Below are 17,653 nucleotides of genomic sequence, written 5' to 3'. Positions count from 1 at the left end.
ACGGCTTTAAATTGAGATAAAGCCGTTTTGACAACTATTTACTATGGTGTCGGGTATCTCTATTTCTATTACATATTTCCGCTCACGCGGGATGACTAACAGGAGTAGTGGTGCATCGCCTTCGGCGCTTGAGGCCGAAGGCTCCCGCTGCGCGGGCGAAACCATTGACTTCATCGCGTCCAACTCAAATGCGGCAGCCGACCATAAACAGCCTTTCGAGCCAGCGGGCGCGTAAGGGTCGACGCGGTGGCGTGTCAACGTGCATTGCTTTCAACCATGCAATGGAATTGTCACGCAACGTTCTTACACTGCGGCCCGAAGCAAATAATTTCAAATATTGGGCGCGGTTTCGCGAAGACGTCATCCGTCCAGTGCGAATAGGGTTGAGAACGAATGAATCTTTCGAAGAAGAAGAGTCGGATGTTGCGCGTGAGCGCTCGTGCCCTGCTGGCCAGCATCGGCGTGGCGGCCGGCTTGAGCGCATGCGGCGGCGACGTTAGCACGGTTCCCCAGGTGTCGGGCCAGGTACTCGGCAGCTACATCCAGAATGCGAAGGTCTGTCTCGACCTCAATGACAACGGCAAGTGCGATAGCGGCGAGCCGTATGCGGCGACCGATGCCAAGGGCAAATTTTCCATTGGCGACGCGAGCAACGGCGGCTGGAAGAATGTGGTCGCGGATTTGACCAACGCGCAGGAAAACGATGCCAATGGCAAAAACATGGGCACACAGTTCGGTTCCGGCACGTTCTTCCGCGCGCCGAAGGGCGCGACGGGCACCGTCAGCGCCATCACCACGCAACTGGCACAACTGGTGGCGGGCGGCGCCACGCTGGACAACGCAAAGAGCACGCTCGCAGCGAAGTACGGCAGCGTGCCGGCCGACAAGCTGCTCGGCGACTTCAACAGCGACAGCAGCCTTGCCAGCCTGAAGACCGCGAGCGACAACTACATCAAAACGGTTGTCGGCGCCAAAGCGGTGCGCCACGTGTTCGTGATCACGATGGAAAACAAGGACTATGAGGAGTCGTTTGGCACGACTGCGGCCACCAGTGGCCAGGACCCATACCTGAAGTCGCTGGCGAAGCAAGGCGCGATGCTGACCAACTACTACGGTACGGGTCACGTCAGCCTCGATAACTACATCTCGATGATGAGCGGTCAGCCTTCGACGGTGGATACCGAGACCGACTGCTTCGCCCTCTGGTCCGACATCGTCGATGCCGGCGACTACACCGATCCGGTCAACGGTGCCAAGCTGCTCAAGGCTGGCACGGACGCGAACGGTCACGCCGGTGGCGGCTGCGTGTATCCGGCGCGCGTCAAGACGCTTGCCAACCAGCTCGATAACGCCAAGTTCGCCTGGAAGGGCTACATGGGCGACATGGGTAACGACCTGAACCGCGACGGCACGAAGACGTGCAGCTTCCCGACCCGTACCGCGAAGCTGGCGGGCACGGACCCGGCCAAGGCGGTCGACGGTACGCAATCGGCTTCGGCGGGTTCCGCGTCCGGCGACGTCATCGCGGATGCCTACGCAACGCGTCACAATCCGTTCGTGTACTTCCACTCGATCATCGACGACATCGAATATTGCGACCAGCACGTCGTGAATCTGGACGCAAACCTGGAAAACGATCTGAAGTCGATCGACACCACGCCGAACCTCGTGTTCATCACGCCGAACCTGTGCGATGACGGCCATGACGGCGACGGCACGGGCGCATCAGGCAAGGGCTGCAAGAGCGGCGCGCCCGGCGGTCTGACTTCGATCGACGCGTTCCTGAAGAAGTGGGTTCCGATTATCCAGGCTTCGCCGGCTTACCAGCGCGATGGTTTGATCGTGATCAACTTCGATGAGTCGAATGCGTCCAGCGGCGGTTATAGCCCGTCCCTCAACGGCACGACGCTGCAACTGATGATCAACCTGACTGGCGCGTCGACCGCCAACCAGCAGAGCGGTCCTAATGTGACGCGTCCCGAGGACGAGTTCCTGATGGCGAACTATCCGATTTCCGCCGCTGCGGGATTGCTTGGTTCGGCAAGTGCTTCGGCGCTGACGGCAGCATTCCCGACGGCGACCACGTTCAGCCTCGGCATGCACTACAACGGCGTGGGCGGCGACCGCACGGGGGCCGTGCTGTTGTCGCCGTTCATCAAGGCGGGTACGACCACCGCTACGGGCTACAACCACTATTCGCTGCTCAAGAGCCTGGAAAACGTGTTCGGTATTCCGCAGTATCTGGGCTATGCAAACGATGCGAATCTGACGGCCTTCGGCTCCGACATCTTCACCCAGTAAAGATTGATGGCTTTGCACTTTACGAAAGGGACCGCCCGGGGGGCGGCCCTTTTTCTCTTTGCGAGCTTCTTCCTCGCGGCCTGCGGCCCCAAGGAAGAGGCGATCAGCACTGCTGCCGCCGCGACACCCCCCGCGGCAACTTCCGCAGCGCCTTCCAACAAGGACATGGCCGAGATCGGCAAGCTGGCCTTTTTCGATCAGTCGCTGTCGGCGTCGGGCCGGCAGTCGTGTGCGAGCTGTCACAGCCCTGATCATGCCTATGGGCCGCCCAATGGCCTCGCCGTGCAACTGGGCGGCGCCGATATGAAGCACTACGGCACGCGTGCCGTGCCTTCGCTGCGCTATCTGCGGCGCGTGCCGATCTGGACGCACACGTATGCGAGCAGCGCCAAGGAACGCATGGAGGATGGCGACAACATGCCTTCCGGCGGCTACACCTGGGATGGGCGTTTCGACCGCCCGGCAGACCAGGCCGCGTTCCCGCTCCTGAATCCGGACGAAATGGCCAACGCGGACGCTGCGGCAGTCGCGAGCAGATTGAGCAGGAGCGCTTACGCGGCGCGTTTCCGTGCCGTATTCGGTCAGGACATCTTCTCGCGGCCGGCCGACGCGCTCGCGGCGCTCGGCAAGTCGTTGGAGCGCTTCCAGTTCGACGATCCGAGCTTCCAGCCGTTCGACAGCAAGTTCGATCGCGTGCTGGACGGCAAGGCGCAGTTCACCGCGCAGGAGGCGCGGGGCTTCAGCCTGTTCGTCGATCCCGAGCGAGGCAACTGCGCGTCGTGTCACCTTGTCGACAAGGGCGCGGCCGGTGCGCATCCGACGCTTTCCGACTACAACTTCCAGACACTGGGCGTGCCACGCAACCCGGAGATTCCGGCCAACGCCGATCCGAAGTACTACGACCTGGGTTTGTGCGGCCCAATGCGGACCGACAAGACCGACAACAAGTGGTACTGCGGCATGTTCAGAACGCCCACGCTGCGCAACACCGCAACCCGCCAGGTGTTTTTCCATAACGGCCGCTTCCACACGCTCGAAGATGCTTTGCGCTTTTACGTGCAACGCGACACGAACCCGGGCAAGTGGTATCCGCATCCCGGTGGCAAGCAGCAATTCGACGACCTGCCGGTGCAATACCAGAGCAACGTCGACCATCGCACCGCACCGATGACGAATCACAAGGGCGGCAAGCCGGTCTGGTCAGACAGCGATATCCGCGACGTGATCGCCTTTCTGGAGACATTGAACGACAGCGACGCAGAGGCGAACAAAAAAGTCGCAGCGCATTGAGGTCGCGGCCGAATGCCGTTTCTCAACACGTCCCGTAGGCGTCGAGAGGGCTCTGAGCGACGCGCCGAAACAACCAGTGGCTTTGGAACAGGGATTCGGCGCGCGTAGCGCCGCCGGAAGAATGACTGCCTTGTCACCAGGGTGAAATGTGCGGGAGCACGGATTCCAGATGCACCACTACCTCACGCCGACCGAGGGACCCGCTTAAGAGTTTGCGGTTTAAAGCTGTCTTCTTTGCCTACTTTCTTTGCAGCAGCAAAGAAAGTAGGTGCCGCCCCGCACAGGGGCAACGCTAATAGACCGATAACAAAGCAAGGAAAGGCCAACCCGTAAAGCACACCGACAAGACAACTATCCCTATCGAAGCCATCACGCTATGCGGCGCCCTACAAGCCGTTACGATCCCATGTGTCTATTCCGGCCCGCCAGTACCGCCATAGCCTGATGATCGCCGAGTATGCTAACGCCGCCACAAGCAGATCAATAGTCACCCACACGACGAAATACAAATCCTCGGGATCGCGGATTCCAAGCCAGCGCGAAGCACGCCACCAAATCACCGACTGGCTTTCAGGCATTGGCCAGGGATACGTGTGGACATAGGGCACAGCGAGACAGAACAGACCGACAAACAGCGCGACCTTGGATAGCCTACGGGCAAGTGCTTCCATACGTGATGACCTCGATTGTTCCGTACGCGCGAAGCCCCGAACTGCGGACAGGAATAGTAGCGGTGTGGATCAGCGCGTTGCGAATTCTCATGAAATCGCTATGGCTCGGCACGGCAATACAACCAAGTGAAATACCTTGGCCTCCTGCCGGGTGTAACCGGAACTGCCCGCGCCTCACACCATTAACCCAGGTTATGTCATCAATGCTGCCGTCATCCCGATAAAGCGCGAACCATTCATTATGATTCGAAGGCGTGCCGAATGCTGAGTTGAAGGTATCTTGAGCCCACGCGTAAGCCTGAGAGCGGATGCCGCCCTTGGGGCGATCAACGATCCAGTATTTACCCGCCGGGATAGGGCCGTCGTTGGGCACTGCTGTGCATCCGCCGCGATTGCGATATTGATGGTGACCTGAAAAGGCGTTGAATGTGCCGACGCCGAAAATCGTCAGTGGCGACAACGGTGCGTTATTCACAAGAAATTTTCCTTCGTAAGCCACGTATGTTGTTCCTCGAGAAGGTTTATGACCGCCGCGCAGCTATGAAAATGTCGCCGCTGAGAGATACAAAATGCGGGTATCATTTTTTACTCGGTTGAAATCTGAATGGCTATAAGAGTGTGCTGAATATTTGCGAGCAAATGGCTGCGCCCCAGCGACGCGCCGAAACAACCAGTGGCTCTGGAACAGGGTTTCGGCGCGCGTAGCGCCGCCGGAAGAATGACTGCCTTGTCACCAGGGTGAAATGTGCGGGAGCACGGATTCCAGATGCACCACTACCTCACGCCGACCGAGGGACCCGCTTAAGAGTTTGCGGTTTAAAGCTGTCTTCTTTGCCTACTTTCTTTGCAGCAGCAAAGAAAGTAGGTGCCGCCCCGCACAGGGGCAACGCTAATAGACCGATAACAAAGCAAGGAAAGGCCAACCCCGCAAAGAACAACGACAAAAAAGGCCTCACCACGCCCAAAGTAAAAATCAAAACCTCATCATCAACTTCAACAACGCGTTCACGCGTCTCCCATACGGCGGCGAGATCAACCCACGCGCGTTGAGGCGCGCCTGCATGAGCACGGGCTTCATCTTCGAAAAAGTAACGAACCCCTCATACCCGTGGTACGCCCCCATCCCACTCGCCCCGACCCCGCCGAACGGCAAACTCTCGCAAGCAAGATGCATCAGCGTCTCATTGACCGCCATGCCACCGGCAATAGTCTCGAGCGTGACACGCTCAACAGTCCGCGCATCGTCGGCATACAGATAAAGCGCCAGCGGCCGCGGCCGCACATTGATCCACGCGATCGCATCATCGAGCGTGTCATATGGCACGAGCGGCAACAGCGGCCCAAAAATCTCCTCCTGCATCAGCGCGCATTCATTCGGCGCGCCAGTCACGGCGATCAACGGAAAGCGCCGACTCGCGGCATCGGGCGTCGCGTCGGTCAGCGGATGCAACTGCGCACCCGCAGCCCGCGCTTCGTCGGCGAGACGTTCGAGCCGCTCGAAGTGCCGCGCCGAAATGATCGACGTGTAGTCCGGGTTCTGCGCAAAGTCCGGATACATCCTCGCCATTCTCACGCGCGCCCGTTCGATGAACGCCTGCTCCTTGCCGCGCGGCACCAGCACGTAGTCGGGCGCGATACAGGTCTGCCCCGCGTTCAGCGTCTTGCCGGCGATCAGGTTGTCGACCGCGTTGTCGAAACGCGCATGCGCGCCGATCAGTGCCGGCGACTTGCCGCCGAGTTCGAGCGTGACCGGCGTCAGATGCTCGGCCGCCGCGCGCATCACTTCGTGACCGACCTTGGTCGAGCCGGTGAACAGCAGATGATCGAACGGCTGCGCGCTGAACGCGGCCGCGAGCGCCGCGTCGCCGTTGACGACCGCGACGTGATTGCGAGCGAAGGTCTGGCCGATCAGCAACTCGAATAGCGCCGAGGTGCGTGGCGTCAGCTCGGACATCTTGATGATCGCGCGATTGCCGGCCGTCAGCGCGCTGATCAACGGACCGACCGCGAGCAGCACCGGATAATTCCACGGCACGATGATGCCGACCACGCCGAGCGGCTGCGGCACCACCTTTGCGCGCGCCGGCAACAGCCACTTGTTGGTGCGGCGGCGCTGCGCTTTCATCCAGCGCTTGCCGTGACGCAGCGCGGCGTCGATCTCCTCCTTCACGAGCAGGAATTCGGCGAGCAGCACTTCTTCCTTCGCGCGATTGCCGAAGTCCGCGTGCATCGCATCGGCGAGCGCGTCACGATTGTCGAGCATCAGCTTGCGCAGCGCGCGCAGATGCGTCGCGCGCGTGTCCCAAGACGGATACGGCGCGCGCAGATACGCGTGACGTTGATCGCGCAGCAGCGCTTCGAGCGCGGCGACCCCCGACAGATCATTCTTCATGTGAGTCCACTCCCTGATGGATGACGATGCGCGTCGAGCGCGCTTATTGGTTTGAGCTTGCGTCGGTGTTGCGAGCGGAGCGCCCGGAGTTAGCGTGCCCGCCGCGCTTACGCGGGAAAGGCGCGCTCGATGATCGCCGCGTGATCGAACGTGGCCGGCAGCGTGCCGTACACGCGGCCGCTTTCGCCGCAGCCGTCGGCGACCCGCGTCGCGATGAACGCGTCGGCGACCGCCGCGGGCGCGTGCTGCGCGAGCAGCGTCGCCTGCGCGATCAGCACGATCTGCTGCGCGATACGTCGTGCCGACGCCTCGCGCTGTTCGGCTGGCCCGTTCAGCGTCGCGGCGAGCCGCGCGAGCGCCGCGCCCAATGCCGGATGCGCGCGTGCGACGTCCTGCCAGGCGGCGAACAGCGCTTGCGCGGCTTGCGGCTCGCGCTCGATCGCGCGCAGCACGTCGAGGCACATCACGTTGCCCGAGCCTTCCCAGATCGAGTTGACCGGCGCCTCGCGATAGAAGCGCGCCATCGGCCCGGTTTCGACGTAGCCGTTGCCGCCCCACACTTCCATCGCCTCGCCGGTGAATTCGAGTGCGCGCTTGCAGACCCAATACTTCGCGGCCGGCGTAACGATGCGCCGCCACGCGCGTTCGGCCGATGAAGCCGATGACGCGTCGGCGGATTCCTCGAACGCGCGCGCGAGACGCATGAACAGCACCGTCGCCGCTTCCGATTCGAGCGCGAGATCGGCGAGCACGTTGCGCATCAGCGGTTGCTCGGCGAGGTGCCGCCCGAACGCGCTGCGATGCCGCGCATGATGGATCGCCTGCACGAGCGCGGCGCGCATCAGCGCGGCGCTGCCGATCACGCAATCGAGCCGCGTGTAGTTCGCCATTTCGATGATGGTCGGCACGCCGCGTCCTTCGTCGCCGATCATCACGCCGTATGCGTCGAGAAATTCGACTTCGCTGCTTGCGTTGGAGCGGTTGCCGAGCTTGTCCTTCAGGCGCTGGATCTGCACCGCGTTCTTGCTGCCGTCCGGCGCGAACCGCGGCACGAAGAAGCACGACAGTCCCTCGTGCGTGTCGGTGCGCGCGAGCACCAGATGCGCGTCGCATTGCGGCGCCGAGAAAAACCACTTATGACCGATGAGCCCGTAGGCGCCGCCGCGCCCGCCGGCACCGTCGAGCGCATGCGCTCGCGTCTGGTTGCTGCGCACGTCGGAGCCGCCCTGTTTCTCGGTCATGCCCATGCCGATCATCATCGAGCGCTTCTGCGTGAGCGGCACGTCGCGCGGATCGTGCTCGCGCGTGTACAACTGCTCGCGCAGTGTGTCGAACAACGCGGACTCGCGCTGCAACACCGGAATGCTCGCGAAGGTCATCGTCAGCGGACACAGCGAGCCGGATTCGATCTGCGCATGCATGAAGTAGCCCGCGCAGCGCGCCGCCATCGCGCCGCTTCGCGGATCGGAAAACGGCAGCGCGTGCAGTCCTTCGCGGCGCAGCAGCACGAGCAGTTCGTGCCACGCGGGATGAAACTCGAGCGCGTCGATGCGCTCGCCGCGAGGACTATGCGTGACCAGCTCCGGCGTATGGCGGTTGGCGAGCTCGGCGAGCGCGAGCGTGTCGGGCGTCGTCAGCGCCGCGCCGTGTCGCAGCAGCGCCTCGCGATGCCAGCTCGCGCCGTCGCGATCGACGGCCGCGCTCAAGGCGGTGTCGCTCGCGAACAGGTTGTAGTCCGCGAGCGCAGGCGCCTGATTCGTCACCTCGTGAGTCTGGCCGAAGCCGTGCCGTTCCATCTGCTGTCTCCGTGCTTTCGCTATTGTGCGCCGCTTTGCCGACGGCATCCGCGATGTGTTTCGACGCATCTGTTCGAGCGCCGCGCGTGATGCCGGATGGGGGGAGAAAGGCGCGCGCCGCGCCGTGTTTGCATGCCGCGCGCGGCCCGTGCGCGCCTTTCATCATAGGGGCGCGATGCCGCCGGCGTTTAGAGGAATCGTTCTGTCAGTAAGCCGCCGCAGCCCCAAAACGCTCCCTACAATGCGCAGAAAACACACGTAGACAAGTGTGCACGAGACAGGGTCCGCGAGCAACGCGGCCCATCAGGAGGAGCGCATGCAATACGACTACATCATCGTCGGTGCGGGCTCGGGTGGCTGCACGCTCGCGAGCCGTCTCGCGGATAGCTGTCCCGACGCGACCATCGCGTTGATCGAAGCCGGTCCGCATACCGAGCGCAATCTGCTGGTGAACATGCCGGTCGGCGTCGCGGCCGTGGTGCCGAACCGGCTGAAGACCAACTACGGCTACCTGACCACGCCGCAGCCGGGGCTCGCCGGTCGCCAGGGCTATCAGCCGCGCGGCCGCGGTTTCGGCGGATCGAGCGCGATCAACGCGATGATCTACACGCGCGGCCATCCGCTCGACTACGACGAGTGGGCCCGGCTCGGCTGCGATGGCTGGTCGTGGGCCGAGGTGCTGCCGTATTTCCGCCGCGCCGAAGACAACCAGCGCGGCGCCGATGCGTGGCATGGCGAGGCCGGTCCGCTGACGGTATCCGATCTGCGCTTCAAGAATCCGTTTTCAAAGCGCTTCGTGCAGGCCGCGCTCGAAGCGGGCTACAAGGCGAACGACGATTTCAACGGCGCGGACCAGGAAGGCGTCGGCTTTTATCAGGTCACGCAACGCGACGGGCGACGCTGCAGCGTTGCTCGTGCCTATATCTACGACCGGCCGCGCGCGAACCTGCACACGATCGCCGACGCAACCGTGCTGCGCGTCGTGTTCGACGGCAAGCGCGCGAGCGGCGTCGAGATCGTGCGCGGCGGCCGGATCGAAGCGCTCGCCGCGCGCGCCGAGGTCGTGCTTGCCGCGGGTGCGTTCAACTCACCGCAATTGCTGATGTGCTCGGGCATCGGGCCGGCCGCGCATTTGCGCTCGCTCGGCATCGACGTGCTGCACGATGCGCCCGAAGTCGGTCAGAACCTGATCGATCACATCGATTTCACGATCAACAAGCGGGTGAGGTCGATCGAGCCGGTCGGGTTCTCGGTGCGCGGCATCGCGCGGCTGCTGCCGCAGTTCGTCACCTTCATGCGGCATGGGCGCGGCATGCTGTCGAGCAACGTCGCCGAGGCGGGCGGTTTTCTGAAGACCCTGCCGACGCTCGAGCGGCCCGATCTGCAATTGCATTTCTGCGCGGCGATCGTCGACGATCACAACCGCCATATGCACTGGGGCCACGGCTATTCGCTGCACGTCTGCGTGCTGCGTCCGCATAGCCGCGGCACCGTGACGCTCGCGAGCGCCGATGCGCGTGTGGCGCCGCTGATCGATCCGCGCTTTCTGAGCGATGCGCGCGACCTCGATCTGCTCGTCGAGGGCGCGAAGATCGCGCGGCGCATTCTCGACGCGCCGTCGCTCGCGCTGCATGGCGGTGAGGAGTTGTACACGCGGCCGGGGCAAACGGATGCCGAACTGCGCCAGACGATCGCCGAGCGCGCGGACACGATCTATCACCCGGTCGCGACTTGCCGGATGGGCGGCGACGCGCGCTCGGTCGTCGATCCGCAATTGCGCGTGCGTGGCGTGACGGGGTTGAGGATCGTGGATGCGTCGGTGATGCCGACCCTGATCGGCGGCAACACCAACTCGCCGACGGTGATGATCGGCGAACGGGCGGCGGAGTTGATCGCGGCGAGCCGGCGACAGGGAGCGGGGATATCGGCGCAGGCGGCTTGATCGCCGTCGACGACGAGTTCGACAAACGCAGGCGGCGCGATGCAACCGCCCGCCGCGCTTCACTCGTGCGCGGGTAGCTAAGCTTCGTCCGGCGTTGCGATTCCGTTGAAGCCGATTCCCGGTCCGAGCATGAAATCGTCGCTGACGTGCGTCGGCAGCGTTTCGCGCGCGACGTCGAGCCATGCGCGCGCCGCGTGCGACAGATAGCCGTTGCGGCGCCAGCCGATCGCCATTTCCCACGGGATCTCCGGTTCGACGACCGGGCGGCAGGTGAACTGCGCGGGATCGAGCCGCCGGCAATAAGGCGCGGGCAGCAGCGCGATGCCGACGCCGGCCAGCACCAGCGCCGCCATGAAGTCCCAATGCCCGCTGCGCCCAACGATCGCGGGCGCAAACCCCGCCGCGCGGCAGGCGTTCAGCACGACGTCGTTCAGCGCGAGGCTCTCGCCGTAAAACACGAACGGCTCGTTCGCGAGCTGCGCGAGCGGCACCTCGTTCAACGCGTCCCAGCGCGAGCCGCTGCGCGCGACGAGCCACAGCAACTGGCGCGACATCGGCAGCACGTCGATGTTGTCGGGATCGACCGGCTGCAGCACCCCGCCGAGTTCCAGCTCGCCGTTGATCAGCGCGGCTTCGATCGCGCGTGAGCCCTGCTCGAACAGCTTCAGTTCGATCTTCGGATGGCGCTTGCGGAACTCGGCGATCGCGGGCGTGAAGAGTTCACCGCCCATTGGCGGGATGCCGATGGCGAGTTCACCGCGCCCGAGCGTGTCGAGATCGTTCAGCTCGGCCTGTAGTTGCGCGTGCGCGGCGAGCACGTCCTGACCGCGCTGATAGACGATCCGGCCGACGTCGGTGAGCACCATCTGACGGCCGTCGCGCAGCAGCAGCGGCGAACCGATCTCATCCTCCAGCGACTTGACCATCTTGCTGATGGTCGGCTGCGTGACGAACATCTGCTCGGCGGCGACCGTAAAGCTCTGTTGACGGACCACTTCGACGAAATAGCGCAGCGCGCGGAGTTCCATGACCGTGGCCTCCAGAATTCCAGATTGGAATGGTTTCGATGATTGTAAGTCATTTTGTTTATGGTGCGACGAGCCTCATACTGAGCCCCTTCCGAGTCAGCCAGGGAATGCCATGTCCGCGCCAGTTTTCGTCCGTTCCGCGCCTCCCGCCGATGGCGGTTCGAGCGGCGGCGCGGGTGGCTTCGGCCGGGTCGCACGCATCGCCGTGCAAAGTGCCGCGATTGCCGCGCTGTGGATCGGCGCCGATTTCATCGTGCGCCGGCTGCATTTGCCGGTGCCGGGCGGCGTGCTCGGCCTCGTCGTGCTGCTCGCGCTGCTGTTCTGCGGCGGCGTCGCGCCTCGCTGGGTCAAGGCCGGCGCGGACTGGCTGCTGTCCGACATGCTGCTGTTCTTCATTCCGGCCGCGGTCGCCGCCGTGCAATACGGCGGCCTGTTCCGCGCGGACGGCTGGCGGCTCGCGCTGGTCGTGATCGCCGGCACGCTGATGGTGATGGTCGCGGTGGCGTTCGCCGTCGATCAGGCCGCCCGCGTCGAACGGCATTTCGCGCTGCGCCGCGTGCGGGTTGCGCGTAAGACCAGCAGTCTGGCGCGCGAGCACCGATGAACCCGCTCTTTTTGACTTCGCTGTTGGCCGACGACGCCTCGCGCCTGATCGCGGCCGGTTGCCTCGTGCTGACGATCACGCTGTATTTCGCGTCGAAGGCGCTGTATGCGCGCGTGCGCTCGCCTTGGCTCACGCCGATGCTGACCGTGCCGGCCGCGCTCGTCGCGATTGTCGTGCTCGCCCACATTCCGTATTCGCTGTACTTCGAGGACACGCGCTGGCTGATGTGGCTGCTCGGTCCCGCGACGGTCGCGTTCGCCGTGCCGATCTACGAGTACCGCGCACTGCTGAAGCGCCACTGGATTTCACTGTCCGTCGGCGTGACGGTGGGGATTCTGGTCGGCGTCGGCGGCTCGTTGATGCTCGCGAAGCTGCTGCATCTGTCGCCGGAATTGCAGCGCAGCCTGATGACGCGCTCGGTGTCGACGCCGTTCGCGCTCGCCGTGTCCGACAGGATTCACGCGCCGAAAGATCTGAGCGCGCTGTTCGTGATCGCGACGGGCGTCTGCGGCATGCTGTTCGGCGAACTCGTGCTCGCGTTCGTGCCGCTGCGCACGCGGCTCGCGCGCGGCGCGCTGTTCGGCGCGGCCGCGCACGGCGTCGGCACCGCGAAGGCACGCGAACTCGGCAGCGAGGAGGGCGTGGTGTCCAGCCTGACGATGATGATTGCCGGCGTCGCGATGGTGCTGCTCGCGCCGATGCTGGGACTGCTGCCGATCTGAACCAGCGCGCGCCGCACCATCCCGCGCGCGCCGAAGTCACCTCGATTTGCTACAATCGCCGTTCGTCTTCGAGGAGCGTTGCGACGGGTACCGCGAATCCGCATTCGCCGGCCGCCCGCCAGGCTCGAAGGCTTCAATCGGCAGCATGGAATGCGCATCACGCGAATCCGTGCGTTGCCTCAAACCGCGCTCACGTCACATTTCTAGTCAATTTCTTAGAAAGGAGGGCGTGATGAACGCCGCAGTTATCGATTCCCCCAAGCAGGATTACGTTGTTGCCGATATGTCGCTCGCCGCGTGGGGCCGCAAGGAACTGACGATCGCCGAGACCGAAATGCCCGGCCTCATGCAGACGCGTGAAGAGTACAAGGCGCAGCAGCCGCTGAAGGGCGCGCGCGTCGCCGGCTCGCTGCACATGACGATCCAGACCGGCGTGCTGATCGAGACGCTGACCGCGCTCGGCGCGGACGTGCGCTGGGCCTCGTGCAACATCTTCTCGACCCAGGACCATGCCGCCGCCGCGATCGCGCAGGCCGGCACGCCGGTGTTCGCGTTCAAGGGCGAATCGCTCGACGAATACTGGGAGTTCTCGCACCGCATCTTCGAATGGCCGAACGGCGAGTTCGCCAACATGATCCTCGACGACGGCGGCGACGCAACGCTGCTGCTGATCCTCGGCTCGAAGGCCGAGAAAGACCGCTCGGTGATCGCCAAGCCGACCAACGAGGAAGAAACCGCGCTGTACAAGTCGATTGCCGCGCACCTCGAGATCGACCCGACGTGGTACTCGAAGCGCCTCGCGGCAATCAAGGGCGTCACGGAAGAAACCACCACTGGCGTGCATCGTCTGTACCAGATGGAAAAGGAAGGCCGTCTGCCGTTCCCGGCCATCAACGTCAACGACTCGGTCACGAAGTCGAAGTTCGACAACCTGTACGGCTGCCGCGAGTCGCTCGTCGACGGCATCAAGCGCGCGACCGACGTGATGATCGCCGGCAAGATCGCGGTCGTGGCCGGTTACGGCGACGTGGGCAAGGGCTGCGCGCAATCGCTGCGCGGTCTGGGCGCGACCGTGTGGGTCACCGAAATCGATCCGATCTGCGCGCTGCAAGCGGCGATGGAAGGCTACCGCGTCGTGACGATGGAATACGCGGCGGATAAAGCCGACATCTTCGTGACGGCGACCGGCAACTATCACGTGATCAACCACGATCACATGAAGGCGATGCGTCATAACGCGATCGTCTGCAATATCGGCCACTTCGACTCGGAAATCGACGTCGCGTCGACCCGCCAGTACCAGTGGGAAAACATCAAGCCGCAAGTCGATCACATCATTTTCCCGGACGGCAAGCGCGTGATCCTGCTGGCCGAAGGCCGTCTCGTGAACCTCGGCTGCGCGACGGGCCACCCGTCGTTCGTGATGTCGAACTCGTTCACGAACCAGACCCTCGCGCAGATCGAACTGTTCACGCAGGGCGCGAAGTACGAGAACAAGGTGTACGTGCTGCCGAAGCATCTGGACGAGAAGGTCGCGCGTCTGCATCTGGCGCGCATCGGCGCGAACCTGACCGTGTTGTCCGACGCGCAGGCCGGCTACATCGGCGTCGACAAGAACGGTCCGTTCAAGCCGAACCACTATCGCTACTAAGTAGGCGGCCGCCCGCGGGTTCGAGGCGCGCTTCGCGCGCCCGGCCAAGCGGACGGCGGTGAAAAGTTTGACGGTCTGATCTCGGGGCGGCGCACAATGCGCCGCTTTGTTCGACAGCGCCGCTTTTCATTTGCTGGACATCTTCCCCGCACAGGTGCTTACAAGGAGTTCTCACATGACCGTGCTGCTGACCTGGCTCATCAACGCGCTCGCGCTGCTGATCATCACCTACATCGTTCCGTCGATCCACATCCGCAGCTTCGGCACCGCGCTGATCGTCGCGATCGTGCTCGGTCTCATCAATGCGGTGATTCGGCCGGTACTGATCCTGCTGACGCTGCCCGTCACGATCCTCACGCTCGGACTCTTCATTCTGGTCGTCAATGCGCTGTGCTTCTGGCTGGCCTCGTCGCTGTTGAAGGGCTTCGAGGTGTCGGGCTTCTGGTCGGCGTTCTTCGGCTCGATCCTGTACAGCATCGTGTCGTGGCTGCTGTCCGCGCTCATTTTCGGCAACCGCAGTCTAGGTTGACCTCATTGACTATGAATCCGATCGAACTCTCATTCGAATTCTTCCCGCCGAAGACGCAGGAAGGCATCGACAAACTGCGCGCGACGCGCGCGGAACTCGTGTCGCTCAAACCGAAGTTCGTGTCCGTCACGTTCGGCGCCGGTGGCTCGACCCAGCAAGGCACGCTCGATACCGTCATCGACATGGCGAAAGAAGGGCTCGAGGCGGCGCCGCACCTGTCGTGCATCGGCTCGTCGAAGGAAAGCCTGCGCGCGATTCTTAACGAGTACCGCGCGCACGGCATCCGCCATATCGTCGCGCTGCGCGGCGATCTGCCCTCGGGCATGGGCGCGGTCGGCGAGCTGCGCTATGCGTCGGAGCTCGTCAGCTTCATCCGGGCCGAGTTCGGCGACTGGTTCTGGATCGAGGTGGCCGGCTATCCGGAATACCATCCGCAGTCGCGCTCGCCGCGTCACGATCTGGAGAATTTCGCGCGCAAGGTGAAGGCCGGCGCGAACTCGGCGATCACGCAGTACTTCTTCAACGCGGACGCGTACTTCCGCTTCGTCGACGATGCGCGACAGCTCGGCGTCGACGTGCCGATCGTGCCCGGCATCATGCCGATCACGAACTTCTCGCAGCTGATGCGCTTCTCCGAAATGTGCGGCGCCGAAGTGCCGCGCTGGATCGCGCGCCGGCTCGAGAGCTTCGGCGACGACCGCGAGTCGATCCGCGCGTTCGGGCTCGACGTGGTGACGGATCTGTGTCAACGGCTCGTCGACGCGAACGTGCCGGGTCTGCACTTCTATACGCTGAACGCCGCCACGTCGACCAAGGCGATCTGCGAACGGCTCGCCGTGTAACGGCCATGCCCGCGCGGCCACAACGGCCGCGCGGTCCCCGCCAGTCGGGCGTGGGTCTTGAATTTGTCCCAAATAGCGTGGTAAGTCCCTGTTGAAGCTCATTTTTGGGCTGTCTATCATCGAAAAGCAGCTACCCCGGCTGCTGTGCGGAGGACGATATGACAGTGACAAGAATGACTGCGGCACACCGACTGTTCGCGCTTCACCAGTTCTGCCTGCCGGCTCTCGCCGCGCTCGCGGTCGCCACGAGCGGCCTCGCGCCCGCCGCGTCGCAGGCGGCCACGCTGCCCGACAAGACGCTGATTTTCTGCTCCGAAGGCAGCCCGGCGGGCTTTGATACCGCGCAGTACACGACCAGCGTCGAGTTCAGCGCCGGCTCGTACACGGTCTATAACCGGCTCGTCGAATTTGCGCATGGCAGCACGGACATCGAGCCGGGACTCGCCGAAAAGTGGGACGTGTCGCCCGACGGCCTCACCTATACCTTCCATCTGCGTCGCGGCGTCAAATTCCAGACCACGTCGTATTTCAAGCCGACCCGCGAATTCAACGCGGACGACGTCGTGTTCACTTACGAGCGCATGCGCGATCCCGAGAATCCGTTCCGCAAGGCGTATCCGGTCAATTTCCCGTACTTCAACGATCTCGGTCTCGCGAAGAACATCGCCAAGATCGAGAAGCTCGATCCGTACACGGTGCGCTTCACGCTGAAGGAAGTCGACGCGCCGTTCCTGCAGCAGATCGCGATGCCCTTCGCATCGATCCTGTCGGCTGAATACACGGATCAGCTGCTGAAGGCGGGCAAGGCGTCGGATATCAACCAGTACCCGGTCGGCACGGGTCCGTTCATCTTCCGCAGCTATACGAAGGACGACACGATCCGCTTCGACGGCAACCCCGACTACTGGAAGCCGGGCGTCGCGAAGGTCGGCAAGCTGATCTTCGCGATCACCGTCGATCCGGCCGTGCGCCTGCAAAAGCTGAAGCGCGGCGAATGCCAGGTGATGTCGTATCCGCGTCCGGCCGACATCCCGACCGTGAAGGCCGAGGCGTCGCTCGCGATGCCGAGCGAAGTGGGCTTCAACCTCGGCTATATCGCGTACAACACCACCAAAAAGCCGCTCGACAACGTGCTGGTGCGCCGCGCGCTCGACATGTCGGTCAACAAGAAGGCGATCATCGAAGCGGTCTACCAGGGTGCGGGCCAGCTCGCGACCAACCCGATGCCGCCGACGCAATGGGGCTACGACAAGAGCCTGAAGGACGCGCCGTACGACGTCGATAAGGCGAAAGCGCTGCTGAAGGAGGCCGGCTACCCCGACGGCTTCGAGCTGACGCTGTGGGCGATGCCGGTGCAGCGCCCGTATAACCCGAACGCGCGCCTGATGGCCGAAATGCTGCAGTCGGACTGGGCGAAGATCGGCGTCAAGGTGAATATCGCCACGTACGAGTGGGGCGAGTACATCCGCCGCGGGCACGCCGGCGAGCATCAGGCGATGCTGATCGGCTGGACCGGCGACTACGGCGACCCGGACAACTGGCTCGGCGTGTTGCTCGGCTGCGACGCGGTCAACGGCAGCAACTTCTCGAAGTGGTGCTACAAGCCTTACGACGATCTGATCAAGCAGGGCCGCAGCACCACCAAGATGCCCGATCGGCTGAAGGCCTATACGCAGGCTCAGGAAATCTTCAAGGACCAGGTGCCGTTCACGCCGATCGCGCATTCGACCGTGTATCAGCCGATCAGCAAGAACGTGACGGGCTTCAAGATCGATCCGTTCGGACCGACGCAATTCCTGGAGGTCGGGGTGAAGTAAGCGGACGCGGCGCGCTTTTCGCGCCGCTTTCGTCGCCGGGCGGCTCGAACGGGCCGTCCGGACCGTGT

General features: G+C 63.6%; 14 protein-coding genes and 1 riboswitch. Of the genes, 9 read left to right on the top strand and 5 right to left on the bottom strand.

Annotation, left to right across the window (positions count from 1 at the left end; translation table 11 throughout):
* The first annotated feature begins 393 nt into the window (after window positions 1-393).
* The gene (locus GCT19_RS16650) at window positions 394-2,301 is read left to right on the top strand and encodes an alkaline phosphatase family protein (RefSeq protein ID WP_227749277.1); all 1,908 of its coding nucleotides are present in this window, start codon (window positions 394-396) and stop codon (window positions 2,299-2,301) included.
* 6 nt (window positions 2,302-2,307) lie between these two features.
* Window positions 2,308-3,591: a cytochrome-c peroxidase gene (locus tag GCT19_RS16645; protein ID WP_227749276.1), complete on the top strand. Its 1,284-nt coding sequence runs from the start codon at window positions 2,308-2,310 to the stop codon at window positions 3,589-3,591.
* 386 nt (window positions 3,592-3,977) lie between these two features.
* Here the strand turns inward: GCT19_RS16645 and GCT19_RS16640 are convergent, their stop codons facing one another.
* The 4 genes from GCT19_RS16640 to GCT19_RS16620 all read right to left on the bottom strand — a co-directional run bounded on the left by GCT19_RS16640 (window position 3,978) and on the right by GCT19_RS16620 (window position 8,450).
* Window positions 3,978-4,262, bottom strand: coding sequence for a hypothetical protein (locus GCT19_RS16640; protein WP_152852554.1), 285 nt, complete (start codon window positions 4,260-4,262; stop codon window positions 3,978-3,980).
* A complete protein-coding gene (locus GCT19_RS16635) occupies window positions 4,243-4,761 on the bottom strand; it encodes a DUF2778 domain-containing protein (protein ID WP_184252028.1) in 519 nt (172 codons plus the stop codon). Before GCT19_RS16635 ends, GCT19_RS16640 begins: the two co-directional genes overlap by 20 nt.
* Before the next feature lie 474 nt (window positions 4,762-5,235).
* A complete protein-coding gene (locus GCT19_RS16625) occupies window positions 5,236-6,654 on the bottom strand; it encodes a coniferyl aldehyde dehydrogenase (protein WP_152852551.1) in 1,419 nt (472 codons plus the stop codon).
* A 107-nt stretch (window positions 6,655-6,761) separates the two neighbouring features.
* A complete protein-coding gene (locus tag GCT19_RS16620) occupies window positions 6,762-8,450 on the bottom strand; it encodes an isovaleryl-CoA dehydrogenase (protein ID WP_152852550.1) in 1,689 nt (562 codons plus the stop codon).
* Between the two features lie 316 nt (window positions 8,451-8,766).
* Here GCT19_RS16620 and GCT19_RS16615 point away from each other — a divergent pair, with 316 nt between their 5' ends.
* A complete protein-coding gene (locus GCT19_RS16615) occupies window positions 8,767-10,392 on the top strand; it encodes a GMC family oxidoreductase (RefSeq protein WP_152852549.1) in 1,626 nt (541 codons plus the stop codon).
* Window positions 10,393-10,469: 77 nt separating this feature from the next.
* Here the strand turns inward: GCT19_RS16615 and GCT19_RS16610 are convergent, their stop codons facing one another.
* Window positions 10,470-11,420: a LysR family transcriptional regulator gene (locus tag GCT19_RS16610; RefSeq protein WP_018432542.1), complete on the bottom strand. Its 951-nt coding sequence runs from the start codon at window positions 11,418-11,420 to the stop codon at window positions 10,470-10,472.
* A 112-nt stretch (window positions 11,421-11,532) separates the two neighbouring features.
* On the opposite strand from GCT19_RS16610, the gene GCT19_RS16605 reads away from it, so the two are divergent.
* The 6 genes from GCT19_RS16605 to GCT19_RS16580 all read left to right on the top strand — a co-directional run bounded on the left by GCT19_RS16605 (window position 11,533) and on the right by GCT19_RS16580 (window position 17,585).
* Window positions 11,533-12,024 (top strand): CidA/LrgA family protein, encoded by a 492-nt coding sequence (locus GCT19_RS16605; protein WP_152852548.1) that lies wholly within the window; start codon window positions 11,533-11,535, stop codon window positions 12,022-12,024.
* Window positions 12,021-12,746: an LrgB family protein gene (locus GCT19_RS16600; protein WP_152852547.1), complete on the top strand. Its 726-nt coding sequence runs from the start codon at window positions 12,021-12,023 to the stop codon at window positions 12,744-12,746. Before GCT19_RS16605 ends, GCT19_RS16600 begins: the two co-directional genes overlap by 4 nt.
* Window positions 12,747-12,810: 64 nt before the next feature.
* A riboswitch (S-adenosyl-L-homocysteine riboswitch) is annotated at window positions 12,811-12,945 on the top strand.
* 33 nt (window positions 12,946-12,978) lie between these two features.
* Window positions 12,979-14,397: an adenosylhomocysteinase gene (gene ahcY / locus GCT19_RS16595; RefSeq protein WP_152852546.1), complete on the top strand. Its 1,419-nt coding sequence runs from the start codon at window positions 12,979-12,981 to the stop codon at window positions 14,395-14,397.
* Window positions 14,398-14,572: 175 nt separating this feature from the next.
* Window positions 14,573-14,926 (top strand): phage holin family protein, encoded by a 354-nt coding sequence (locus GCT19_RS16590; RefSeq protein WP_018432546.1) that lies wholly within the window; start codon window positions 14,573-14,575, stop codon window positions 14,924-14,926.
* A gap of 11 nt (window positions 14,927-14,937) precedes the next feature.
* A complete protein-coding gene (metF, locus tag GCT19_RS16585) occupies window positions 14,938-15,768 on the top strand; it encodes a methylenetetrahydrofolate reductase [NAD(P)H] (RefSeq protein WP_013090827.1) in 831 nt (276 codons plus the stop codon).
* A gap of 173 nt (window positions 15,769-15,941) precedes the next feature.
* Window positions 15,942-17,585 (top strand): ABC transporter substrate-binding protein, encoded by a 1,644-nt coding sequence (locus tag GCT19_RS16580; protein ID WP_018432547.1) that lies wholly within the window; start codon window positions 15,942-15,944, stop codon window positions 17,583-17,585.
* Window positions 17,586-17,653 lie beyond the last annotated feature (68 nt).

Origin of the sequence: Paraburkholderia atlantica, assembly GCF_009362785.1 — a bacterium.
Classification (GTDB): Bacteria; Pseudomonadota; Gammaproteobacteria; order Burkholderiales; family Burkholderiaceae; genus Paraburkholderia; species Paraburkholderia atlantica.
This window is presented reverse-complemented; position numbering and strand designations above follow the sequence as displayed.

Coding starts and splice junctions, on each gene's coding strand:
- GCT19_RS16650 (WP_227749277.1), top strand. CDS start 394: ATGAATCTTTCGAAGAAGAAGAGTCGGATGTTGCGCGTGAGCGCTCGT.
- GCT19_RS16645 (WP_227749276.1), top strand. CDS start 2,308: ATGGCTTTGCACTTTACGAAAGGGACCGCCCGGGGGGCGGCCCTTTTT.
- GCT19_RS16640 (WP_152852554.1), bottom strand. CDS start 4,262: ATGGAAGCACTTGCCCGTAGGCTATCCAAGGTCGCGCTGTTTGTCGGT.
- GCT19_RS16625 (WP_152852551.1), bottom strand. CDS start 6,654: ATGAAGAATGATCTGTCGGGGGTCGCCGCGCTCGAAGCGCTGCTGCGC.
- GCT19_RS16620 (WP_152852550.1), bottom strand. CDS start 8,450: ATGGAACGGCACGGCTTCGGCCAGACTCACGAGGTGACGAATCAGGCG.
- GCT19_RS16615 (WP_152852549.1), top strand. CDS start 8,767: ATGCAATACGACTACATCATCGTCGGTGCGGGCTCGGGTGGCTGCACG.
- GCT19_RS16610 (WP_018432542.1), bottom strand. CDS start 11,420: ATGGAACTCCGCGCGCTGCGCTATTTCGTCGAAGTGGTCCGTCAACAG.
- GCT19_RS16605 (WP_152852548.1), top strand. CDS start 11,533: ATGTCCGCGCCAGTTTTCGTCCGTTCCGCGCCTCCCGCCGATGGCGGT.
- GCT19_RS16600 (WP_152852547.1), top strand. CDS start 12,021: ATGAACCCGCTCTTTTTGACTTCGCTGTTGGCCGACGACGCCTCGCGC.
- ahcY (WP_152852546.1), top strand. CDS start 12,979: ATGAACGCCGCAGTTATCGATTCCCCCAAGCAGGATTACGTTGTTGCC.
- GCT19_RS16590 (WP_018432546.1), top strand. CDS start 14,573: ATGACCGTGCTGCTGACCTGGCTCATCAACGCGCTCGCGCTGCTGATC.
- metF (WP_013090827.1), top strand. CDS start 14,938: ATGAATCCGATCGAACTCTCATTCGAATTCTTCCCGCCGAAGACGCAG.
- GCT19_RS16580 (WP_018432547.1), top strand. CDS start 15,942: ATGACTGCGGCACACCGACTGTTCGCGCTTCACCAGTTCTGCCTGCCG.